We start from the raw sequence: 23,040 nt of genomic DNA on the forward strand, positions 1-23,040 counted from the left end.
GCGTCAGGCGATGACGCGGGCTGTGCGCAGCTCGCTGATTCGCTGCGGGCTCAGGCCCAGCTCCGCCAACACTTCATCACTGTGCGCCCCCATCGCGGCCCCCATATGCCTCGGTGCCGGTAACCCTTCGGAAAACTTCAGCGGGCAAGCCAGTTGCGCCTGTGTCGACCCATCGCCCCGTGGCACCTGGCTGACCAGTTGCCGCGCCTTGAGCTGTGGATGTTCCACCGCCTCACTCAGGCTCAACACCGGCTCCACGCACGCATCCACTCCGGCGAACAACGCGCACAGCTCATCAAAGCTGCGCTTCTCAAATTCGACCTGCAGCGCCGTCTTGAGCTTGGGTGACAAACCCAGTGCCGCCAACTCCGGCCGCCCCAGCGCCTCGCAGAGCTGCTGCATAAACCCAGGCTCCAGGCTGCCCACCGACATCCAACGCCCATCCCGCGAGCGGTAGTAATCGTAAAAGCTACCGCCATTGAGTACATGGCCCTCACGCTCCGGCTCCACCCCACACGCCAGGTAACCCGCGCCGGCCATGGCGTTCAGGCTGAACGAACAGTCGGTCATGCTCACATCCAGGTATTGACCCACCCCGCTCTGCTGCCGGGCGATGACCGCCGCCAGCAACCCCACCACCGCATGCAACGAACCACCGCCCACGTCCGCCACTTGCACGCCCAATGGCAGCGGCCCGCTGTCCTGGCGCCCGGTGTAGCTGGCCACGCCGGCCAACGCCAGGTAGTTGATATCGTGCCCGGCGCGGTCTTTATAGGGCCCTGTCTGGCCATAACCGGTGATCGACACATAAATCAGCCGGGGATTGATCGACTTCAATGCCTCATAACCCAAACCCAGACGCTCCATCACACCCGGTCGGAATTGTTCGAGCAGGATGTCGTAGTCCTTCACCAGCGCCCGCACGATCTCTAGCGCCTCGGCCTGCTTGAGGTCCAGCGCCAGGCTGCGTTTATTGCGATTGAGGTAGGCGTGGCTCGCCGATGTGCCCTGATCATGGGGCGGCAGTACCCGCAACAGATCCAGGCGCGTGGGCGACTCGATACGCAACACCTCGGCGCCCATGTCTGCCAGCATCAGGGAGGCAAACGGGCCGGGCAGCAGGGTGGAAAAATCCAGCACTTTGAGGGACGCCAAAGGACCTGACATGGGCACTCCATTTCCGTTTCGACTGCCCACAGACTAGGCAGCCTTGCCCCTCACGGCAATCGCCGAAACAGTCAGCAAAGATGACCGTTTTGATCACGGCGGGCTTTTTCGTGGCCGCGGCTTTATCATTGGCCCACGTTTGCTTGCCGAGTGTTCCATGAAGTTTGCGATTGCCCTGTTTTCCGCCGCCCACGCGCCCTCCTCGCGCCGCGCCCTGCTGTTCGCCCAGGCGGCGCTGGCCGGTGGGCATGAGATTGTGCGGCTGTTTTTCTATCAGGATGGCGTGCACAGCGCATCCAACAACATTGTTGCGCCCCAGGATGAGCAAGACATCGCCCGCCAATGGCGTGAGTTTGTCAGCCAGCACCAGCTTGATGGCGTGGTGTGCATTGCCGCTGCGTTACGCCGTGGCGTTCTCAACCAGGAGGAAGCCACGCGGTATCAGCGCACAGCGGTGAATCTGGATGCGCCCTGGGCGCTGTCTGGCCTGGGGCAATTACATGATGCGATCCAGGATGCCGACCGCCTGATCTGTTTTGGAGGGCCGTGAGATGTCTAAATCCTTATTGGTGATCAGCCGTCAGGCACCGTGGTCCGGGCCGAGTGCACGGGAAGCGCTGGATATCGTGCTGGCCGGTGGCGCATTCGATCTGCCCATCGGCTTGCTGTTCATGGATGACGGTGTGTTCCAGCTCGCTGCGCACCAGAACGCCAAGGCCGTGCAACAAAAGGACCTGAGTGCCAACCTGCAGGCACTGGAGCTGTTCGGCATCGACGATGTCTTTGTCTGCCGCCACAGCATGGCCGTGCGTGGCTTGACGCCGCCCACCGAGGCGCAACCGTTGAGCAACGACGCTATTTCCCAATTGATTGACCGTTATGACCAGGTGATTACCCTCTGATGTCGACTTTACACGTGGTGTCTCATTCCCCGTTTTCCGACAGTCGCCTCGACAGCTGCCTGCGTATCTGCGGCGCCGAGGACGCGATCCTGCTGTGCGGCGACGGCGCCTATGGGCTGCACGTCCCCGCCCTGCACACCCAGGGCGTGAAGGTGTTCGTGCTGGCCGAAGACATGCAGGCGCGCAACCTGCCGCTCCCGGACTGGGCTGACAGCGTGGACTACCCAGGTTTCGTGCAGCTGTCGATTGACTACGACAAGGTCAACACCTGGCTATGAACACCCTGACCGTAGGCGCACGTACCCTGGAACTGGACAAGGACGGTTATTTGGCCGACCTGAACGACTGGTCCGCTGACGTCGCCCATGCCCTGGCCGCCGCCGAGGCGCTGGAGCTGACCCCGGCCCATTGGGAAATCCTCGAACTGCTGCGCGAGTTCTATGCCGAATTCCAACTGTCCCCGGCCACACGTCCGCTGATCAAGTACACCGCCTTGAAGCTCGGCCCGGAAAAGGGCAACAGCCTGCACCTCAACAAACTGTTCAACGGCACTCCCGCCAAACTCGCCGCCAAGCTGGCGGGCCTGCCCAGGCCGACGAATTGCTTATGACCGACTTTGCCCCGCTGACCCTTGAAACCCCTGCCGAGCACCCGTTTGCACAGTTCGTGCGCATCCTGGGCAAAGGCAAGCGCGGCGCGCGCAACCTCACCCGCGAGGAAGCCCGCGAAGCCATGGGCATGCTGCTCGATGAAAAAGTCGAAGACACCCAGCTCGGCGCCTTCCTGATGTTGTTGCGCCACAAGGAAGAAAGCCCGGAAGAACTCGCCGGCTTCACCGAAGCCGTGCGCGAACGCCTGGATGCCCCGGCGCTGAACGTGGATGTCGACTGGCCAACCTACGCCGGCAAGAAGCGCCACCTGCCGTGGTACCTGCTGGCGGCCAAGTGCCTGGCGCAGAACGGTGTGCGCATCCTTATGCACGGCGGCGGCGCGCACACGGCGGGCCGGCTGTACACCGAACAACTGCTGGAAGGTTTGCAGATCCCGCTGTGCCGCAACTGGCAGCAGGTCGAAGCCGCCTATGCGCAAGGCAACCTGGCGTTTATTCCACTGGGCGACTGGGCGCCGCAATTGCAACGCATGATCGACCTGCGCAACACCCTGGGCCTGCGCTCGCCGATCCACTCCCTGGCGCGTTTGCTCAATCCCTTGAATGCGCGCCTGGGCCTGCAAAGTATTTTCCATCCGGGTTATCAGGGCGTGCACCGCGATGCCAGCGGTCTGCTAGGCGACAACGTGATCGTGGTGAAGGGCGATGGCGGCGAAATCGAGATCAACCCCGACTCGGCCAGCCACCTTTACGGCACCACCGGCGGCGAAAGCTGGGACGAAGAGTGGCCCGCCCTCTCCGCCCAGCGCCACGTCAAACCCGCCACACTCGAACCGGAACACCTGAAGGCGTTGTGGCGCGGTGATGTCGAAGACAGTTACCCGCAACTCGCCTTGATCGCGACTATGGCCCTGGCCTTGCGCGGTCTGGGCCATTCACGGGAACAGGCGTTCGTCCTGGCCCAGCAATACTGGGACGCGCGGGACAAATCGATTTAATCGATCATTAGCGCCCGGTCTTTGCGCTTTTAAATCGAACTCAGCACTTTAGACTGGTCTCCAACGCTTATTAGCCAAGGAGCCAGTCATGGGTTTGCTGATCGAAGGACACTGGAAAGACCAGTGGTACGAAAGTAGCGCAGACGGCGCATTCCAACGGGAACAGGCGCAACGCCGCAACTGGGTGACCGCCGATGGCGCGCCGGGCCCGAGTGGCAAAGGCGGCTTCAAGGCTGAAGCCGGCCGTTATCACCTCTACGTCTCCCTTGCCTGCCCCTGGGCCCATCGCACCCTGATCCTGCGTAAGCTCAAGGGCCTGGAAAGCCTGATCGACGTGTCCGTGGTCAGTTGGTTGATGCTGGAAAACGGCTGGACCTTCGACAAGGCCCACGGCTCCACCGGCGATAAGCTGGATGATTTCGACTTCATGCACCAACGCTACACCGCTGACACGGCCGACTACACCGGGCGAGTCACTGTGCCGGTACTGTGGGACAAAAAGCTTAAACGCATCGTCAGCAATGAATCGGCGGAGATCATCCGCATGTTCAACAGTGCGTTCAATGAATTGACCGGCAATACCCTGGATTTCTACCCCGAGCCGCTACGTCCGACCATTGACGCACTGAATGAGCGTATTTACCCGGCCGTGAATAACGGCGTTTACCGCGCGGGCTTCGCGACGTCGCAGCAGGCGTATGAACGTGCGTTTGAGGATGTGTTTGCGGAGCTGGATCACCTGGAGCAGCATCTGGGCGATCATCGCTACTTGGCCGGCGAATACCTGACCGAATCCGATGTACGCCTGTTTACCACGCTGATTCGCTTTGATGCGGTGTATTACAGCCACTTCAAATGCAACCTGCGCAGGATTGCGGATTATCCGCACCTGTCGAACTGGCTAAGGGAGCTGTATCAATGGCCGGGTGTGGCCGAGACGGTGGATTTTGCGCATATCAAGGGGCATTACTATGCCAGTCACCGCACGATCAACCCGACCGGGATTGTGCCGAAGGGGCCGTTGCAGGTGTTTGATGGAAAGCATGATCGGGCACAACTGAACGGCAAAAGTGTCTGGAGCTGATCAGTCACTGTGGTGAGCGGGCTTGCCCCGCGCTGGGCTGCGCAGCAGCCCCAGTAAAAACGCCGAGTTCTTTCAGAAAGAACTCGGCGTCTGGTTTTGGGGGCTGCTGCGCAGCCCAGCGCGGGGCAAGCCCGCTCACCACAGAAGCCCGCTCACCACAGCAGGCTTACCGGCCACCATAGCGTTGTCAGACTTGGGACTGCGCGCCCTCAAACCACTTCAGCTTCTCGCGCAACACCACTACCTCACCGACGATCACCAGTGTCGGCGCATGCACTTCATGCTCCGCCACCATGCGCGGCAAGTCCGCCAGGGTGCCGGTAAACACGCGCTGGTTGGACGTGGTGCCCTGCTGGATCAATGCCGCAGGGGTATCCGATGCACGCCCGTGCTTGATCAGTTGCTCGCAGATGATCGGCAAGCCAATCAACCCCATGTAGAACACCAGGGTCTGCGAAGGCCCGACCAGATCATGCCAGGGCAGGTCCGAAGTGCCGTCCTTCAAATGCCCGGTAATGAAGCGCACCGACTGAGCATAGTCGCGGTGAGTCAGCGGAATCCCGGCATACGCCGCGCAGCCGCTGGCCGCCGTGATCCCCGGCACCACCTGGAACGGAATGCCGTGGGCCGCCAGTTCCTCGATCTCTTCGCCACCCCGGCCAAAGATGAACGGATCGCCACCCTTGAGGCGCAGCACGCGCTTGCCTTGCTTGGCCAGGTCCACCAATTGCTGGTTGATCTGGTCTTGCGGCACGGCGTGGTCGGCGCGGCGTTTGCCGACGTACACACGTTCGGCGTCACGGCGGCACAGTTCGAGAATCGCGGGGGCTACGAGGCGGTCATACAGCACCACATCGGCTTGCTGCATCAGGCGCAGGGCGCGGAAGGTCAGGAGGTCCGGATCACCCGGGCCTGCGCCCACCAAGTAGACTTCGCCCGGTGCATTCGGCGGCGCGCCGTTGACCTTTTCGATCAACAGGCGCTCGGCTTCAGCACCCTGCCCGGCCAATTGACGGTCGGCAATCGGGCCCTGGAACACGTCTTCCCAAAATGCGCGGCGCTGCTGCACATCCGGGTACAAACCTTTGACCTGAGCGCGAAAACGCGCCGCCAAACCGGCCAGTTGGCCATAGGTGGACGGAATCCAGGTTTCCAGCTTGGCACGGATCAGGCGCGCCAGCACCGGTGCATCGCCGCCGCTAGACACCGCGATCACCAAGGGTGAACGGTCGACAATCGCCGGGAAGATCACGCTGCACAAGGCCGGCGCATCCACCACGTTGACCGGCACGCAACGACGCTTGGCATCGCTGGACACTTGCGCGTTCAACGGCTCATCGTCGGTGGCCGCGATGATCAGGGTGCAATCGTCGAGGTCCGCCTCCTGATAACCGCGCAAAATCAGTTCACCGCCACTGCCCAGTACCAGTTCACGCAACTGGTCTTCGATCTGGGGAGCAACCACCCGCAGCAACGCACCGGCATCGGCCAGCAGCCGGGATTTGCGCAAGGCAATCTCCCCGCCACCGACGACCAACACACGACTGCCGCGCAGGTTATGAAACAGCGGCAGAAATTCCATTTAGCGGATGACCTCGACGCCCGCCATGTAAGGCTTGAGCACTTCAGGTACACGGATCGAGCCGTCAGCCTGCTGGTAGTTTTCCAGCACCGCGACCAGGGTACGGCCTACGGCCAAACCGGAACCGTTGAGGGTGTGCACCAGCTCGGGCTTGCCGGTTTCCGGGTTGCGGAAACGCGCTTGCATGCGACGGGCCTGGAAGTCACCGCAGTTGGAGCACGACGAAATCTCGCGGTACTTGTCCTGGCTCGGCACCCACACTTCGAGGTCGTAGGTCTTCACGGCGCTGAAGCCCATGTCGCCAGTGCACAGCGCCAGCACGCGGTACGGCAGCTCCAGCAATTGCAGAACGCGTTCGGCGTTGGCGGTCAGGCCTTCCAGGGCTTCCATGGACGTCGACGGCTCGACCACCTGCACCATCTCGACCTTGTCGAACTGGTGCTGGCGGATCATGCCGCGGGTGTCACGGCCCGACGCACCGGCTTCGCTGCGGAAGCACGGGCTGTGGGCCACGAACTTGATCGGCAGTTGCTTGGCGTCGAGGATCTCGCCGGCCACGATGTTGGTCAGCGACACTTCGGCGGTCGGGATCAGGTACAGGTCGGCTTCGCCGTCGCGGCTGATCTTGAACAGGTCTTCTTCGAACTTCGGCAGCTGGCTGGTGCCCATCAGCGCCGGCGCCTGCACCAGGTATGGGGTGTAGGCTTCTTCGTAACCATGTTCGCCGGTGTGCAGGTTGATCATGAACTGCGCCAGGGCACGGTGCATGCGCGCGATCGGGCCGCGCAGCAAGGCAAAGCGCGCGCCGGACATCTTGGCGGCAGTTTCGAAATCCAGGCCGCCAGTCAATTCGCCCAGGGCAACGTGGTCCTTGATCTCGAAATCAAACGCGGTTGGGGTGCCCCAGCGGCGCACTTCAACGTTGCCGTCTTCGTCTTCGCCAATCGGCACGGATTCGTGCGGGATGTTGGGGATGCCCAGCAGGATCGAATCCAGCTCGGTCTGGATCTTGTCCAGCTCGACCTTGCCGTCGGACAGCTCAGTGCCCATGCGCTCGACATCCGCCATCAACGGGGCGATGTCTTCGCCGCGCTGCTTGGCCTGACCGATGGATTTGGAACGCGCATTACGCTCAGCCTGCAGTGCTTCGGTACGGGTCTGGACGGTCTTGCGCTGTTCTTCCAGCGCTTCGATGCGCGCAACATCCAAGGCAAAGCCACGGGATGCCAGGCGGTCCGCTACGTCCTGAAGGTTGCTACGTAACAGTTTGGAATCGAGCATGTCGGTCTCTCGTTTATCAAAGTTTGGTCAAGGACAGGCCAGCCCAGGTGGCGAGCAGCCCGCCGAACACGCTGATGCCCAGGTACCCGAAGGCTATCAGGGCCTGCCCGCTTTCCAGCAGGCGCAGCGTGTCCAGTGAAAAGGATGAAAAGGTCGTCAGACCGCCTACAAAGCCGACAATCAAGCCAGCGCGAATTTCAATCGGTACTTCCGGGCGCAACAGGAACCAGCCGTACAACAGCCCGATGATCAGGCAGCCGATCAGGTTGACCGCCAGGGTCGCCGCATAAAAATGCTTCGGCCAGTTGGCGCTGACCCATGTGCCAGCGGCGAAACGCAATAATGTACCAGCGATGCCGGCTGCGGACACGGCAAGAATCGTCTTGAACACTACTTTCTCCGCTGTCTGGGGCTGAGTCGATCGAGTTGGGCGAGATGATTGAGCTTTTCGCCGATCTTCAGCTCCAGGCCACGGGGCACGGGCTGATAGAGCGGGAGTGGCTCAAGGTCATCGGGGAAGTAGTCTTCACCGGCCGCATAGGCGTCCGGTTCATCGTGGGCGTAGCGGTATTCATCACCGTAGCCCAACTGTTTCATCAGCTTGGTCGGCGCGTTGCGCAGGTGCATCGGCACTTCGAGGGAGCCGTATTCGGCGGCGGCGCGCAGGGCGGACTTGAAACCCATGTACACCGCGTTGCTTTTCGGCGCACAGGCCAGGTAGGTGATGGCCTGGGCCACCGCCAACTCGCCTTCCGGGCTGCCGAGGCGCTCCTGCACATCCCAGGCGGCGAGGCACAGGCTCAAGGCGCGCGGGTCGGCGTTGCCGATGTCTTCGCTGGCCATGCGCACCACGCGGCGTGCGAGGTACAGCGGGTCGCAGCCGCCGTCGATCATGCGCGCGAACCAGTACAGCGCGCCGTCCGGGTTGGAGCCGCGCACGGATTTATGCAGCGCCGAAATCTGGTCGTAGAAAGCTTCGCCACCCTTGTCGAAGCGCCGGCGCGTGTCGCCGAGCAGGCTTTGCAGGAGGTCGACGCCGATCTCGCTGCCGTCTTCGGCCAGGTCGGAGGCGTTCTCCACCAGGTTGAGAAAGCGGCGCCCATCGCCATCGGCGGCGGTAAGCAGAATCTTGAAGCCCTCTTCGCTCACACTCAGTTGCCGTTTGCCCAGCCCTTTGTCTTCACTCAGGGCACGGTGCAGCAGCTTCTGCATCGCTGCTTCGTCCAGGCTTTTGAGCACATAGACCCGCGCCCGCGACAGCAAAGCGTTGTTCAATTCAAACGAAGGGTTTTCCGTGGTGGCGCCGATAAAGATCAGCGTGCCGTCTTCCACATAAGGCAGGAACGCATCCTGCTGCGACTTGTTGAAGCGGTGCACTTCATCGACAAACAGGATGGTGCGCTTGCCGTACTGCCCGGCCTGCTGCTTGGCGACTTCCACCGCCTGGCGGATCTCCTTGACCCCGGCGAGTACCGCCGAGACCGTCTCGAAGTGTGCATCCGAGACCTTCGCCAGCAGCCGCGCCAGGGTGGTCTTGCCCACCCCAGGCGGCCCCCAGAAAATCATCGAGTGCAGCGCACCCTGCTCCAGGGCTTCGCGCAACGGCTTGCCGCGAGCCAGCAGGTGTTCCTGACCGACGTACTCGTCTAGGTTGGTCGAACGCAAGCGCGCGGCCAGTGGCTGGGCAATCGGGTCACTTCGAAACAGGTCCATGGGCAGCGATTTATTCCTGGATCACATCGGCACCCTTGGGGATGTCGAACTTGAACTTGGAGGCAGGCACCGGCTGGTTGGCCTTGACCCCGGAGAACAGGATGTCGGTGCGTTGGCCGACGCTGTCGACCAGGCGCATGTTGTTGATCACGCCATTGCCGAACGACAGGGACAGTGTGTCAAACAGCGTGTCCTTGGATTTCGGCTTGAGGGTGAACTCGATCACGTTGCTGGTTTGCTTGGAGGTGATGTCGAAGCTGTCGTTGATCTTCGACACATCACCCGACAGCAACAGCGCCGGGGTCTGATTCAGGCGCGGGTCGAGCTTCTTGATGGTCGCCTGCTCCAGGTCCGGGTCCCACAGGGTGACCTTCTGGCCGTCAGACACGATGGTCTGCTCGGCCTTGCCTTCCGTATGCCAGTAGAACAGGCCAGGACGCTGCACGGCCATTTCGCCTGCGGTTTCCTGCAACTGGGTGCCGCCGGCATCCAGGGTCAGTTGGGAGAAGCGCGCGGTCAGGGTCTGGGACTTGTCCAACAGGTTCTTCAAGCTGGCGACGGAGGCCGGATCAGCGTGGGCCGAAACAGCGGTCAGGGCCAGTGCTGGCAACAACAGCATGCGGATAAGGCGCATGGGAGTCCTCATTGAGTGTTCAGGGCGTGCCGCGTGTTGCCACGCGGCACGGGATCAGTCGCGCATCTGCCCAGGGGCGATGACTTCACGCGAGCCGTTGGTGTTCATTGCGGTCACGACGCCGGCCATTTCCATGGCTTCGATCATGCGGGCGGCGCGGTTGTAGCCGATTTTCAGTTTACGCTGCACCGCGGAAATCGACGCGCGACGGCTTTCCAGCACGAAGGCCACGGCCTCGTCGTACAGCGCGTCGGTTTCAGCATCGTCGTCACCCCCGCCGCCGCCGTTTTCAAAGCCGCTGCCGGCTTCTTCAACGCCGTTAAGGATGTCGTCGTTGTACTCGGGTGCGCCACGCAGTTTCCAGGCTTCAACGACACGGTGCACTTCATCATCGGAAACGAAGGCGCCGTGGACCCGGATCGGCAGGCTGGTGCCCGGTGGCATGTAGAGCATGTCACCGTGGCCGAGCAGTTGTTCGGCGCCGCCCTGGTCGATGATGGTCCGCGAGTCGATCTTGCTCGACACCTGGAACGCCATGCGCGTCGGAATGTTGGCCTTGATCAAGCCCGTGATCACGTCCACCGATGGACGCTGGGTGGCGAGGATCAAGTGGATACCAGCGGCACGGGCTTTCTGGGCGATACGTGCGATCAGCTCTTCAACCTTCTTGCCGACGATCATCATCATGTCGGCAAATTCGTCGACCACCACCACGATGGTCGGCAGCTTGGTCAGCTTCGGTGCTTCGTCATGGATGCTTTCGCGTTTGTACAGCGGGTCATCAATGGTCTCGCCACGCTCTTGGGCTTCCTTGATCTTGGCGTTGAAACCCGACAGGTTACGCACGCCCATCTTCGCCATCAGTTTGTAGCGGCGCTCCATCTCGGCCACGCTCCAGCGCAGGGCGTTGGCGGCGTCCTTCATGTCGGTGACCACCGGGCACAGCAAATGCGGAATGCCTTCGTAGATCGACAGTTCCAACATCTTCGGGTCGATCATGATCAGCTTGGCGTCTTCCGGGCCGGACTTGAACAGGATCGACAGGATCATTGCGTTCACACCCACCGACTTACCGGAACCGGTGGTACCGGCCACCAGCAGGTGAGGCATCTTCGCCAGGTCGGTGATCACCGGCTTGCCGCCGATGTCGTGGCCCAGGGCCAAGGTGACCGGCGATTTGAAGTTATCGTATTCCGGCGTCGACAGCACCTCGGAGAAGCGCACGATCTGGCGGTCTTCGTTGGGGATCTCGATACCCACGGTGGTCTTGCCGGGGATGACTTCCACCACGCGCACGCTGGTCACGGCCAGAGAACGGGCCAAGTCCTTCGCCAGGTTGGAAATACGGCTGACCTTGACGCCTGCGGCCGGCTGGATTTCGTAACGGGTAATCACCGGGCCTGGATGGATCGAGTCCACCGACACTTCGACGCCGAATTCCTTGAGCTTGATTTCCAGCAGGTGGCCGACGGCCGCCAGGGATTCCGGGGAATAGTTGAGTTGTTTCTTTTCGGCCGGGTCGAGGATCGAGATTGGCGGCAAGGTGCCTTCGACGGCACTGTCGACGAACAGCGGCGCCTGTTTCTCTTTCTGTACACGATGGCTGGGCTCAGGAGCCTTGGGCGGTGCCGGGGCGATTACCGGCGGCACCTGCTTCTCGCGATCCGACATGTGTTTGCTCAGGGCCTGCTCGCGCTCAATGAGGCGCTCCTTGACCTTGGCCTGTTCGCGCCGGTCCGGCGTGGTCGGGGCCACCACTTCGTTGACGCGGGTGTCCACCTCACGCAGTTGGGCAACCATGCGCTTGCGGTCGACACGCGCCGCCCACCAGCGGTTGGCGGCGCCCTGGAACAGTTCCAGCAGGTCGAGGGTGATCTTGCCGGTCACGTCCATCACCTTGAACCACGACAGGTCGGTGAACACGGTGAGACCGAACAGGAACAAGGCGATGAACATCAGGGTGCTGCCCTGGATGTTCAGGGTCCTGCGTGCCAGATCACCCAGGCTTTCGCCCAACGCCCCGCCCGCGCCCGCCGGCAAGCCGGTGGGGGCATGGAAATGGATATGGGCCAGGGCTGCGCCGGACAGCACGAGGAACACCAGGCCGATCAGGCGCCAGGAGAACAACCAACCGCTCCACTGCCACGGCTCATGACGCTGACGGAAGATCTGCCAGGTCTTGATCGCCAGCAGCAACGGGAAGATATAAGCAAAGTAACCCAGCACCATGAACAGGATATCGGCGCTGTAGGAACCGGCAGGCCCACCGAAGTTCTGCACGTCTTCGATCTTGCTGTTGTGGCTCCAGCCCGGGTCGTCCTTGCCGTACGTGAGCAAGGCCATCATCAGGAACAGGCACAGCGCGCCGATCGCGATCAGCGCACCTTCCTTGAGGCGATAATGCAGGTGCTGGCGCCAGGCCGGCACGACTGCTGCTTTAGGTGTTGCGGCGGATTTCTTCAAAACGGGTCTTTTCCTGCGCCTTTAGCGCGTCCATCTGTTGAATGACTGCAAATACTGCCCAATCCGAGCAGTTGAAAAATGAACGAGCGTCGTTGAATCTACTTTTACCATTGGGCGCTTGCTGGATGAAATGACGAAAGCGCCACAATGCCCGCATTGTACGGGTTTGTGCCGGCGATGCCACGCCCCTGCCCTTCACTCGACAGCCTAGCCAATTTTGTGTCACAGCATGTTCAATTTGAGCATGCATTCTCTTTGCTGACAAAGGCTTATGCGCTGTTTTTACCAATCCAGGCAAGCTTGGCAAATGGCCTGCATGGCACAGACCCGATTACGACCACGTCCCCGGCACAGAGTTGCAGAAACACCTGCTCACGCTAATCCACCTCAATAGCCGATTCGGGCTGGCCCGATGGCGCCGTGTCGACAATAATCAGCACTGCGCAGACAGGTGTCATACCTGCCACTCCCCTCCCCTTCCGTAAGCCTGGATGCCATGCTGACCTGGTTACAACGCGACTCACTGACATTCCCTCCCCTGGCCAAGGCCATGCGCGAACCCAATGGCCTGCTGGCTGCCGGCGGCGACCTTTCGGCCGAACGCCTGGTGCAAGCCTATCGCCATGGCTGCTTCCCGTGGTTTTCGGAGGGTCAGCCGATCCTCTGGTGGTCGCCCGACCCGCGCACTGTGATATTCCCCGACGAGCTGCATGTCTCCCGCAGCCTGGGCAAGCTGCTGCGCCAGCAGCGCTACACCGTGACCTTCGATCAGGATTTTGCCGCCGTCATCCAGGCCTGCGCCGCACCGCGCGCCTATGCCGACGGCACCTGGATCACCGAAAGCATCCAGAGCGCTTACCTGGAACTGCACCAGCGCGGCTACGCGCATTCGGTGGAGGTGTGGGACGACGGCAAGCTGGTGGGTGGCTTGTATGGCTTGGCGATGGGCCAGCTGTTTTTTGGCGAGTCCATGTTCAGCCGCGCCGACAACGCCTCGAAGTTCGGCTTTGCCACGCTGACCCGCCAGCTACAGGAATGGGGTTTTGTATTGATCGACTGCCAGATGCCCAACGATCACCTCCACAGCCTGGGCGCCCGCGCCATATCCCGCAGCGACTTCGCAGGTTTCCTGCGCGACCATCTGGATCAGCCCAGCGCTGGACCGTGGGTTTCCTAGGCGACTTCCGCGCTCCTGGCTTACACTTATTTCAAAGCTTATCCGAGGGTTGATCATGACCGAGTTGGCGCGTTTGAAGTTTTATGCCACTCAACCCCACTCTTGCAGCTATCTGCCCGACGAGCAGGCCACCACACTGTTCCTCGACCCCAGCCAGCCTATGGACGTGCATGTGTATGCCGACCTGTCGGAGATGGGCTTTCGGCGCAGTGGCGATCATCTGTACCGGCCTCATTGCCAGAACTGTAATGCCTGCGTCCCGGCACGTATTCCCGTGGCGCAGTTTCTGCCGGACCGAAACCAGAAACGCATCCTCAAGCGCAATGCTGACCTCACGGTGATGCCGGCCAAGCCACGCTTCACCGAAGAGTATTTCGACCTTTACCAGCGCTACATCGAAGAGCGCCACGCCGACGGCGATATGTTTCCGCCCAGTCGCGACCAGTTTTCCACGTTCCTGGTACGTGACCTGCCCTTCTCGCGCTTCTATGAGTTTCGCGCCGACGGCCGGTTGGTGGCGGTGGCCGTGACCGATTTGCTGCCAAACGGCCTGTCAGCGGTCTACACCTTCTACGAGCCTGCCGAAGAACGTCGCAGCCTGGGGCGCTTTGCAATCCTGTGGCAAATCGGCGAAGCACTGCGCCTGGAACTGGAGGCGGTGTACCTCGGCTACTGGATCAAGAACTGCAAAAAGATGAACTACAAGACCCAATATCGGCCCATAGAACTGCTGATTAATCAAAGATGGGTCGTGCTTAACTAGAACCCCTTGGCTTAAACACCCTTTTTCGGGCACAATGCACGCCGCTTTTGCCTGGCGCAGTTGCACCGGGCCATTCACTGGATACCGAGGGCTTTACTGCATGTCGAAAGAAGACAGCTTCGAAATGGAAGGCACTGTCGTCGACACCCTGCCCAACACCATGTTTCGTGTGGAGTTGGAAAATGGGCACGTCGTAACCGCGCATATCTCCGGCAAGATGCGCAAGAACTACATTCGTATTCTTACCGGTGACAAAGTGCGCGTCGAGCTGACGCCCTATGACTTGAGCAAAGGGCGCATCACTTACCGCGCTCGCTAAGCAAGTCAATACAAGACGCCCGGTTATGCCGGGCGTTTTTGTGTGCGCGCTATTTGACAATCACCACAGTCCCCACAGACAGCAAAAAGGCGCCTTTCGGCGCCTTTGCTTTATTGCAGCTATCGATCAGGCCATCTCAGCCGTGGTTTCGAACTCGAAGGTCAGCTCGCCATCCTTCAGGTCGATGTGCACCACGCCGCCATGGTCGGAAAGTTCGCCGAATAGGATCTCTTCGGCCAACGGCCGCTTGATCTTGTCCTGGATCAGACGCGCCATTGGGCGTGCGCCCATTGCCGCATCGTAGCCACCCTCGGCGATCCAACTGCGCGCCGCTTCCGTGACATCCAGCTGCACGCGCTTGTCTTCCAACTGCGCCTGAAGCTCGGTGAGGAACTTGTCCACCACGCTTTTGATGACCTCATGACTGAGGCGACCAAACTGGATAATGGTGTCCAGGCGGTTGCGGAATTCCGGCGTGAAGCTCTTCTTGATCACTTCCATCGCATCGGAAGAGTGATCCTGATGGCTGAAGCCGATCGAAGCCCGCGCAGCCGTTTCGGCACCGGCGTTGGTGGTCATGATCACGATCACATTGCGGAAGTCCGCCTTGCGCCCGTTGTTGTCGGTCAGGGTGCCGTGGTCCATCACCTGCAACAGCAGGTTGAAGACTTCCGGGTGGGCCTTCTCGATTTCATCGAGCAGCAGCACGCAATGCGGTTGCTTGGTGATCGCCTCGGTCAACAGACCGCCCTGGTCGAAACCGACATAGCCCGGAGGCGCACCGATGAGGCGCGACACGGTGTGACGCTCCATGTACTCGGACATGTCGAAACGCACCAGCTCAATGCCCATGGCCTTGGCCAACTGCCGCGCCGCTTCGGTCTTGCCGACGCCGGTCGGGCCGGCGAACAGGAACGAACCAACCGGCTTGTCCGGCGACTTGAGGCCCGCACGGGACAACTTGATCGCGGTGGACAGCGCATCGATGGCCGCATCCTGGCCGAACACGGTGAGCTTGAGGTCGCGCTCCAGGTTACGCAGCAGCTCCTTATCGGAACTGTTGACGTGCTTAGGCGGAATCCGCGCGATCTTCGCCACGATGTCTTCAACCTGAGGCACGTCGATGCGCTTCACACGCTTCTCGACCGGCTGCAGGCGCTGGTAGGCACCCGCCTCGTCGATCACGTCGATGGCCTTGTCCGGCATGTGCCGGTCATTGATGTACCGCGACGCCAGCTCAGCAGCCGAACGCAGGGCTTCATCGGTGTACTCGATGCCATGGTGCGCCTCGAAACGCCCCTTGAGCCCACGCAGGATGCCGATGGTGTCTTCAACCGAAGGCTCGGACACGTCGACCTTCTGGAAACGACGCGCCAGGGCACGGTCTTTTTCGAAGATCCCGCGAAATTCCTGGAACGTGGTCGAACCGATGCAACGGATATCACCCGACGACAGCAGCGGCTTGAGCAGGTTGGAGGCGTCCATCACCCCACCGGACGCCGCACCGGCGCCAATGATGGTGTGGATTTCGTCGATGAACAGGATCGCCTGCGGGCGTTTTTTCAGCTCACCAAGCAGCGCCTTGAAGCGCTTCTCGAAATCGCCACGGTACTTGGTCCCGGCGAGCAACGCGCCCAGGTCCAAGGAGTAGACGACACTGTTGGCCAGCAGGTCTGGCACCTGGTTATCCACGATGCGCTTGGCCAGGCCTTCGGCAATCGCGGTTTTACCCACGCCCGCCTCACCCACCAGCAACGGGTTATTCTTGCGACGACGGGCAAGGATCTGCGCTACGCGCTCAACTTCAAGCTCACGCCCCACCAGCGGATCGATCCGCCCCTGGCGCGCCAGTTCATTGAGGTTGCTGGCATAGGCATCCAGTGGATTGCCCGAAGAAGAAGACTCACCGCCCTCGTCGTCCTGCATATCCTGCTCACCCTCGGAATGATCGCCGTGCCCAGGCACCTTGGAGATACCGTGGGCGATGTAGTTGACGACATCGATACGGGCAACGCTCTGCTGTTTGAGCAGGAACACTGCCTGGCTTTCCTGTTCGCTGAAAATCGCCACCAGCACATTGGCGCCCGTGACTTCACGCTTACCGGAGCTCTGAACATGGAACACGGCACGCTGAAGCACCCGCTGGAAGCCCAGGGTTGGCTGGGTTTCACGGTCTTCATCGTGGACTGGAATAAGTGGCGTCGTGGAGTCGATAAACTCCTGCAGGTCATGCTTGAGTTTGTCGAGGTTGGCGCCGCACGCACGCAAAACGGTGGCGGCAGCTTCATTGTCCAAAAGTGCCAACAGCAGGTGTTCGACGGTCATGAATTCATGACGCTTCGAACGAGCCTCCTTGAAGGCAAGATTGAGGGTGACTTCGAGCTCGCGGTTTAACATAGCTTCACCTCATACCCAAGTGGTCGGCGTTAACCGTCCTTCTCGATTTCACAGAGTAGCGGATGCTGGCTTTCCCTGGCGTACTGGTTGACCTGCATGGCCTTTGTCTCGGCGATGTCGCGGGTAAACACTCCACATACTGCCCGTCCTTCTGTGTGAACGGCCAGCATTACCTTGGTCGCCAACTCGCGGTTCAGGTTAAAAAACACCTCGAGTACTTCGACCACGAAATCCATCGGTGTGTAGTCATCATTGAACAAAACCACCTTGTACATCGGCGGCGCCTGTAAGGCAGGCTTGGCCTCCTGAACAGCAATGCCTGCAGAACCGTCGTCATCATGTTCCTGATCCGGTCGATCCTGATTGAATGTTAGTCGAATCTGGCTGTTTGCATGCATGGAAAGAAAGGTTCGTCAGTGGTTCAAATACAGTGGTGGGGGCGACCTGTCAGAATTTCAACTCTGACCGACTGGTCGCCTTGACTATCGGCGAAACGGTGTTACAACCAATAGAACCCACAGTGGGTAAAAAAGGTCCGCGCAGTCAACCTTATTTATTCGGGTTAGGACGGATAAACTGGATGATACTCCAGTGATGGAGTCTGGTGCAGAGGGATATGGGCATGGCAAGCGGTAAGGTCAAGTGGTTCAACAATGCCAAAGGGTACGGCTTCATTATTGAAGACGGCAAGGATGAAGACCTTTTTGCGCATTACTCAGCGATCAAAATGGACGGTTATAAAACGCTGAAAGCCGGGCAGCCGGTCTCCTTTGAAATTATTGAGGGGCCCAAAGGCAAGCACGCAACCGAAATCAGTGCGCCGGTCACCATCGGCACAGCCAAAGAGGGCGTCGCTCAAAAATCAAAAGAGCAATTAGCCTAATCGGCCACCGAGCAGGCGCCCAATAAAAAACCGGCCATTCCGCTTACGGTATGGCCGGTTTTTTTACCTCCGTCGCTTACATGTGCGAGATCAGCGCATCACCGAAGCCAGACGAAGAAACCAGGGTGGCACCGTCCATCAGACGCTCGAAGTCATAAGTCACAGTCTTGGCCGAAATCGCGCCATTGGTGCCCTTGATGATCAAATCCGCCGCCTCGGTCCAACCCATGTGCCGCAACATCATCTCGGCCGACAAAATCAACGATCCCGGATTCACCTGATCCTTGCCCGCATATTTAGGCGCAGTGCCGTGGGTCGCTTCGAACATCGCCACGGTGTCCGACAGGTTCGCACCCGGCGCAATACCGATACCGCCCACCTCCGCCGCCAAGGCGTCGGACAGGTAATCACCGTTCAGATTAAGCGTCGCGATCACGTCGTACTCAGCCGGACGCAACAGGATTTGCTGGAGCATGGCATCGGCAATCGCATCCTTGACCACCACGTTCTTGCCGGTCTTGGGGTTCTTGAACTGCATCCACGGGCCGCCGTCGAGCAGTGTGGCGCCAAATTCTTCGGCCGCCACTTCGTAGGCCCATTCCTTGAAGGCCCCTTCGGTGAACTTCATGATGTTGCCTTTGTGCACGATGGTCAGCGAGTCGCGGTCGTTATCCACTACATATTGCAGGGCTTTACGCGCCAGACGCTGGGTCCCCTCTTTAGAGACCGGCTTCACGCCAATTCCGCAATCCTGGTCGAAACGGATCTTGGTCACGCCCATTTCTTCCTTGAGGAACTTGATCACCTTGATCGCTTCGGGCGAACCGGCCTTCCACTCGATCCCGGCGTAAATATCTTCGGAGTTTTCACGGAAGATGGTCATGTCCACATCGCCAGGCTTCTTGACCGGGCTGGGTACGCCTTCGAACCAACGCACCGGGCGCAGGCACACATATAGATCGAGTTGTTGACGCAGGGCCACGTTCAACGAACGGATGCCGCCGCCGACGGGGGTGGTCAGCGGCCCTTTGATAGACACCACGTAATCCTTGACCGCATCCAGGGTTTCCTGGGGCAGCCAGGTGTCCTGGTCGTAGACTTGAGTCGCCTTTTCGCCGGCATATACCTCCATCCAGGAGATCTTGCGCTTGCCGCCGTAGGCCTTTTCAACAGCTGCATCGACTACCTTGATCATCACCGGGCTGATGTCGACGCCGATACCGTCACCTTCGATATAAGGAATGATCGGTTGGTCAGGAACATTGAGAGAATGGTCTGCATTGACGGTGATTTTGTCGCCGACTGCCGGAACCTGAATCTTCTTGTATCCCATGCTGAACTCCATCTATGGATTGAACATCTGGCTGCGTTCGAGCCTACTCCAGATAAATGGCGACCGAAACCTCACGCCATGCTCATTTGCATCGAAAACAGCATAATTTGTCGCCTACAAGCCTGAAAGCAAAGGCAAAATCGCCAATCTTGAGCACATCGTGCGACTTTGGCAGCAACCTGGGCCCTGCGACCTTTAGACCAATGGACGACACACCTTTTGTATGAAGGCTCGGCGTAAGCATAGCGACCTATGTATAATGCCGCCGCTGACCAAAGAGTCACGACGGTTGACCGCTCTAGACAGTAGCCCTCAGCCAGAAAGCAGGACTATTACAATAGTCCAAACGCTTGACGCTCGACTGATGCAACCCAACATCACCGCGAAGAAACCTCGACATTTCGCTCATGGATGACTTTGAACGAACGCGCTCCACCCGGCGCATCTCGAGTTTCTGCGCACGCTTTCAGCAAAGAAGAGAGTTAATCCGAATATGCCCACCCGCTCGAAGATCATCTACACCTTCACCGACGAAGCCCCGGCCCTCGCCACCTATTCACTGCTGCCTATCGTAGAGGCCTTCACCGCTTCCGCTGATATTGCCGTGGAAACCCGCGACATCTCCCTCGCCGCGCGCATCCTCGCAAGCTTCCCCGAGCAACTGGGCGCCAAGGCTATCCCGGACCACCTCGCCGAACTGGGCGACCTGGCCGTTACGCCTGAAGCCAACATCATCAAGCTGCCTAACATCAGCGCCTCGACCCCGCAGCTGCAAGCCGCGATCAAGGAACTGCAGGCCCAGGGCTACGCCCTGCCGGACTACCCGGAAACCGTAACCACCGACGCGGAAAAAGAAACCCGTGCACGTTACGACAAGGTCAAGGGCAGCGCCGTGAACCCGGTACTGCGCGAAGGCAACTCCGACCGCCGCGCACCGCTGTCGGTCAAGAACTACGCACGCAAGCACCCGCACAAAATGGGCGCCTGGGCTGCCGACTCCAAGTCGCACATCGCCCACATGAACAGTGGCGATTTCTACGGCAGCGAAAAAGCCGTGCAGATCGAAGCCGCTGACGCTGTCAAAATCGAGCTGATCGCTCAAGACGGCACCGCGACTGTCCTGAAAGAAAAAACTTCGGTACAGGCCGGCGAAATCATCGACACCGCCGTACTGAGCAAGAAAGCCCTGCGCGCGTTCATCGCCGCTGAAATCGAAGACGCCAAGAAGCAAGGCGTACTGCTGTCGGTTCACCTGAAAGCCACCATGATGAAGGTCTCCGACCCGATCATGTTCGGCCAGATCGTTGCCGAGTTCTACAAAGACGCCCTGACCAAGCACGCTACCGTGCTGGAGCAGATCGGCTTCAACCTGAACAACGGCATCGGCGACCTGTACGCTCGCATCAAGGCCCTGCCGGCCGACCAGCAAGCGCAGATCGAAGCTGACATCCAGGCCGTTTACGCGGCTCGCCCTTCCCTGGCGATGGTCAACTCCGACAAAGGCATCACCAACCTGCACGTGCCGAGCGACGTCATCGTCGACGCCTCGATGCCAGCCATGATCCGTGACTCCGGCAAGATGTGGGGCACCGACGGCCAGCTGCACGACACCAAGGCCGTGATCCCGGATCGCTGCTACGCCACCATCTACCAAGCGGTCATCGAAGACTGCAAGGCCAATGGCGCCTTCGACCCAACCACCATGGGCAGCGTGCCAAACGTTGGCCTGATGGCGAAGAAAGCCGAAGAGTACGGCTCCCACGACAAGACGTTCCAGATCAAGGCTGACGGCGTAGTCCGCGTCACCGACAGCAAGGGCAACCTGCTGATGGAACAGAAAGTCGAAGCCGGCGACATCTTCCGCATGTGCCAGACCAAAGACGCGCCGATCCAGGACTGGGTCAAACTGGCCGTCAACCGTGCCCGCGCCAGCAACACCCCGGCTATTTTCTGGCTGGACCCTAAGCGCGCGCACGACGGCGTCGTGGTCGAGAAAGTTCAGGCTTACCTGAAAGACCACAACACCGAAGGCCTGGACATCCGCATTATGTCGCCAGTCGACGCGATGAAGTTCACCTTGGAGCGCACCCGCAAGGGCCTGGACACCATCTCGGTGACCGGTAACGTGCTGCGCGACTACCTGACCGACCTGTTCCCGATCATGGAACTGGGCACCAGCGCCAAGATGCTGTCGATCGTGCCACTGATGAACGGCGGTGGCCTGTTCGAAACCGGCGCCGGCGGTTCGGCTCCCAAGCACGTGCAGCAACTGGTGGAAGAGAACTTCCTGCGCTGGGATTCCCTGGGCGAGTTCCTGGCCCTGGCCGCTTCCCTTGAGCATTTGGGTGTGACGTACAACAACCCGAAAGCCCTGGTACTGTCCAAGACCCTGGACCAGGCCACCGGCCAGTTCCTCGACAACAACAAGTCGCCATCGCGCAAAGTCGGCAACATCGACAACCGCGGCAGCCACTTCTACCTGGCGCTGTACTGGGCTCAAGCCCTGGCCGCCCAGACCGAAGACACTGCACTGCAAGCGCAGTTTGGCGAACTGGCAAAAACCCTGACTGCGAACGAAGCGACCATCGTCGCCGAGCTCAACGCTGTACAGGGCAAGCCAGTGGATATCGGTGGCTACTACGCGCCGAACCCGGAGCTGACAGGCAAGGCCATGCGCCCGAGCAACACGCTCAATGCGGCGATTGCCAAGTTGAAGTAAGGTTGTGAGGAGACATCACAAACCCCGGCCTGGTGCCGGGGTTTGTGTTTTCAGGCCTTAATCAAAGGGGGCCATCGACATACTCAGAAGCCCATGCCGTGCGGATCAAGTCCAGCATCTGCTGCCGACAACCAGGATTCCAACCTGCTCGCTCCCTCAGCATCACAGCAAACTCGGGCAACCTCGGCAGATCAGAGACACCCTCGAGGCTTCTCAGCCCCACCACTTGTGCAACATAAGGAAGTAACGTCACCCCCACTCCCGCTTGCACCGCAGAGCGCAACGACATCAAGTCCTCCGCCTCATAGACGCAGTGCCATTTGAGTCCAGACGCCTCCAAACTCCTGATCGCCAAACTGCGGAATCCACAAGGGGGTTTGAACAACACTAAGGGTACATCTTCCAAATCATCGCCTATGCCGACGTGCGCACTAGCGAACCATTTTACCGATAACGTATGCCAAGGCGGCTCGTTCGCGATATCCAGTTCATCTATAACCAGACACAGGTCGATCTTACCGCCCTTTACGGCCTCCAATAACGCGCCAGACCTTGCGACCTTTACCACTATCTGCGTAGATGGAAACTGGATGGACATATTAGAAATTATGTGCGGAAGCACACGTTCGCAAAAATGTTCAGGCATACCCAGTACAACTGTTTCTCTTCTTTTTTCCTTCTCAAACAGCCCGCCTATCTTGTCATTGCAAGCAACGATATCCATGGCATAGCCAATTAGCTTTTCACCCTCGAGAGTAAGCAGCACCCGACCCCGTTCCCTTACGAAGAGCTCTACACTCAGTAAGTCTTCGAGGCGCCTGATCTGCTGGCTGATCGCAGGCTGAGTCAAACTCAACGCTTGCGCAGCACGCGTAAAGCTTTTGGTTTCACCCACCTTGATAAAACTACGTAAGGACTGAACATCAAGATTGACCCTCATAACACACCACCCACCGAGGAATACATTTCGAAGTGTGGCAAATTCCTGCAACAATCACCACTGGCTGTTCGGCTA

23 protein-coding genes are annotated in these 23,040 nt (G+C 59.8%); 11 read left to right on the forward strand and 12 right to left on the reverse strand.

Features of this window, described 5'->3' with window-relative positions; translation table 11 throughout:
- Nucleotides 1–3 precede the first annotated feature (3 nt).
- On the reverse strand, nucleotides 4–1,167 hold the full coding sequence (locus OZ428_RS20475; protein WP_269131105.1) for a CaiB/BaiF CoA transferase family protein: 1,164 nt from the start codon (nucleotides 1,165–1,167) through the stop codon (nucleotides 4–6).
- Nucleotides 1,168–1,324: 157 nt separating this feature from the next.
- Between OZ428_RS20475 and tusD the strand changes: the two genes are divergently transcribed.
- From tusD to OZ428_RS20505, 6 genes are all read left to right on the forward strand, one after another.
- Nucleotides 1,325–1,717, forward strand: a complete 393-nt coding sequence (tusD, locus tag OZ428_RS20480; RefSeq protein WP_033896872.1) for a sulfurtransferase complex subunit TusD — start codon at nucleotides 1,325–1,327, stop codon at nucleotides 1,715–1,717.
- 1 nt (nucleotide 1,718) lies between these two features.
- Nucleotides 1,719–2,069, forward strand: coding sequence for a sulfurtransferase complex subunit TusC (gene tusC / locus OZ428_RS20485; protein WP_033896810.1), 351 nt, complete (start codon nucleotides 1,719–1,721; stop codon nucleotides 2,067–2,069).
- Nucleotides 2,069–2,347, forward strand: coding sequence for a sulfurtransferase complex subunit TusB (tusB, locus tag OZ428_RS20490; RefSeq protein WP_033896811.1), 279 nt, complete (start codon nucleotides 2,069–2,071; stop codon nucleotides 2,345–2,347). The genes tusC and tusB overlap by 1 nt, the downstream gene beginning before the upstream one ends.
- Nucleotides 2,344–2,679, forward strand: coding sequence for a TusE/DsrC/DsvC family sulfur relay protein (locus tag OZ428_RS20495; protein ID WP_269131106.1), 336 nt, complete (start codon nucleotides 2,344–2,346; stop codon nucleotides 2,677–2,679). Before tusB ends, OZ428_RS20495 begins: the two co-directional genes overlap by 4 nt.
- Nucleotides 2,676–3,677 (forward strand): glycosyl transferase family protein, encoded by a 1,002-nt coding sequence (locus OZ428_RS20500; protein WP_016977545.1) that lies wholly within the window; start codon nucleotides 2,676–2,678, stop codon nucleotides 3,675–3,677. Before OZ428_RS20495 ends, OZ428_RS20500 begins: the two co-directional genes overlap by 4 nt.
- An 88-nt stretch (nucleotides 3,678–3,765) precedes the next feature.
- Nucleotides 3,766–4,761 (forward strand): glutathione S-transferase family protein, encoded by a 996-nt coding sequence (locus OZ428_RS20505; RefSeq protein WP_269131107.1) that lies wholly within the window; start codon nucleotides 3,766–3,768, stop codon nucleotides 4,759–4,761.
- Between the two features lie 187 nt (nucleotides 4,762–4,948).
- Here OZ428_RS20505 and cysG read toward each other — a convergent pair whose 3' ends face one another.
- From cysG to OZ428_RS20540, 7 genes are read right to left on the reverse strand one after another with little or no spacing between them, the layout of a single operon-like run.
- Entirely contained in the window at nucleotides 4,949–6,343 is a 1,395-nt protein-coding gene (gene cysG / locus OZ428_RS20510) for a siroheme synthase CysG (RefSeq protein WP_269131108.1), read from the reverse strand.
- Nucleotides 6,344–7,624 (reverse strand): serine--tRNA ligase, encoded by a 1,281-nt coding sequence (serS, locus tag OZ428_RS20515; protein ID WP_269131109.1) that lies wholly within the window; start codon nucleotides 7,622–7,624, stop codon nucleotides 6,344–6,346.
- A 16-nt stretch (nucleotides 7,625–7,640) separates the two neighbouring features.
- A complete protein-coding gene (gene crcB, locus OZ428_RS20520; protein ID WP_033896818.1) occupies nucleotides 7,641–8,015 on the reverse strand; it encodes a fluoride efflux transporter CrcB in 375 nt (124 codons plus the stop codon).
- A complete protein-coding gene (locus tag OZ428_RS20525; RefSeq protein ID WP_016975526.1) occupies nucleotides 8,015–9,337 on the reverse strand; it encodes a replication-associated recombination protein A in 1,323 nt (440 codons plus the stop codon). Before OZ428_RS20525 ends, crcB begins: the two co-directional genes overlap by 1 nt.
- 10 nt (nucleotides 9,338–9,347) lie before the next feature.
- On the reverse strand, nucleotides 9,348–9,971 hold the full coding sequence (gene lolA / locus OZ428_RS20530) for an outer membrane lipoprotein chaperone LolA (protein ID WP_016975527.1): 624 nt from the start codon (nucleotides 9,969–9,971) through the stop codon (nucleotides 9,348–9,350).
- A 54-nt stretch (nucleotides 9,972–10,025) separates the two neighbouring features.
- Nucleotides 10,026–12,434, reverse strand: coding sequence for a DNA translocase FtsK (locus OZ428_RS20535; protein WP_033896820.1), 2,409 nt, complete (start codon nucleotides 12,432–12,434; stop codon nucleotides 10,026–10,028).
- Nucleotides 12,409–12,684, reverse strand: a complete 276-nt coding sequence (locus OZ428_RS20540) for a hypothetical protein (RefSeq protein ID WP_156487831.1) — start codon at nucleotides 12,682–12,684, stop codon at nucleotides 12,409–12,411. Before OZ428_RS20540 ends, OZ428_RS20535 begins: the two co-directional genes overlap by 26 nt.
- Before the next feature lie 246 nt (nucleotides 12,685–12,930).
- Between OZ428_RS20540 and aat the strand changes: the two genes are divergently transcribed.
- From aat to infA, 3 genes are all read left to right on the forward strand, one after another.
- A complete protein-coding gene (aat, locus tag OZ428_RS20545) occupies nucleotides 12,931–13,611 on the forward strand; it encodes a leucyl/phenylalanyl-tRNA--protein transferase (RefSeq protein WP_177112677.1) in 681 nt (226 codons plus the stop codon).
- A 55-nt stretch (nucleotides 13,612–13,666) separates the two neighbouring features.
- Nucleotides 13,667–14,374 carry an arginyltransferase gene (locus OZ428_RS20550; RefSeq protein WP_016975530.1) on the forward strand — a complete coding sequence of 236 codons (708 nt, stop codon included), beginning with the start codon at nucleotides 13,667–13,669 and terminating at the stop codon, nucleotides 14,372–14,374.
- 100 nt (nucleotides 14,375–14,474) lie between these two features.
- On the forward strand, nucleotides 14,475–14,693 hold the full coding sequence (gene infA / locus OZ428_RS20555; RefSeq protein WP_002553999.1) for a translation initiation factor IF-1: 219 nt from the start codon (nucleotides 14,475–14,477) through the stop codon (nucleotides 14,691–14,693).
- 126 nt (nucleotides 14,694–14,819) lie between these two features.
- On the opposite strand, the gene clpA is transcribed toward infA, so the two are convergent.
- Together clpA and clpS are read right to left on the reverse strand one after the other, a co-directional pair.
- The gene (gene clpA, locus OZ428_RS20560) at nucleotides 14,820–17,090 is read right to left on the reverse strand and encodes an ATP-dependent Clp protease ATP-binding subunit ClpA (RefSeq protein ID WP_033896823.1); all 2,271 of its coding nucleotides are present in this window, start codon (nucleotides 17,088–17,090) and stop codon (nucleotides 14,820–14,822) included.
- Between the two features lie 29 nt (nucleotides 17,091–17,119).
- A complete protein-coding gene (clpS, locus tag OZ428_RS20565; protein ID WP_005789091.1) occupies nucleotides 17,120–17,488 on the reverse strand; it encodes an ATP-dependent Clp protease adapter ClpS in 369 nt (122 codons plus the stop codon).
- A gap of 218 nt (nucleotides 17,489–17,706) precedes the next feature.
- Here clpS and cspD point away from each other — a divergent pair, with 218 nt between their 5' ends.
- Entirely contained in the window at nucleotides 17,707–17,973 is a 267-nt protein-coding gene (cspD, locus tag OZ428_RS20570) for a cold shock domain-containing protein CspD (RefSeq protein ID WP_330911104.1), read from the forward strand.
- A 76-nt stretch (nucleotides 17,974–18,049) separates the two neighbouring features.
- On the opposite strand, the gene icd is transcribed toward cspD, so the two are convergent.
- Nucleotides 18,050–19,306, reverse strand: a complete 1,257-nt coding sequence (gene icd, locus OZ428_RS20575; RefSeq protein ID WP_038847898.1) for an NADP-dependent isocitrate dehydrogenase — start codon at nucleotides 19,304–19,306, stop codon at nucleotides 18,050–18,052.
- 493 nt (nucleotides 19,307–19,799) lie between these two features.
- Here icd and OZ428_RS20580 point away from each other — a divergent pair, with 493 nt between their 5' ends.
- The gene (locus tag OZ428_RS20580) at nucleotides 19,800–22,025 is read left to right on the forward strand and encodes an NADP-dependent isocitrate dehydrogenase (protein ID WP_269131110.1); all 2,226 of its coding nucleotides are present in this window, start codon (nucleotides 19,800–19,802) and stop codon (nucleotides 22,023–22,025) included.
- 61 nt (nucleotides 22,026–22,086) lie between these two features.
- On the opposite strand, the gene OZ428_RS20585 is transcribed toward OZ428_RS20580, so the two are convergent.
- Complete coding sequence (locus tag OZ428_RS20585) at nucleotides 22,087–22,965, reverse strand: LysR substrate-binding domain-containing protein (RefSeq protein WP_269131111.1); 879 nt, start codon at nucleotides 22,963–22,965, stop codon at nucleotides 22,087–22,089.
- Between the last annotated feature and the right edge of the window lie 75 nt (nucleotides 22,966–23,040).

It is taken from the genome of Pseudomonas sp. GXZC (assembly GCF_026967615.1).
Classification (GTDB): domain Bacteria; phylum Pseudomonadota; class Gammaproteobacteria; order Pseudomonadales; family Pseudomonadaceae; genus Aquipseudomonas; species Aquipseudomonas azotoformans_A.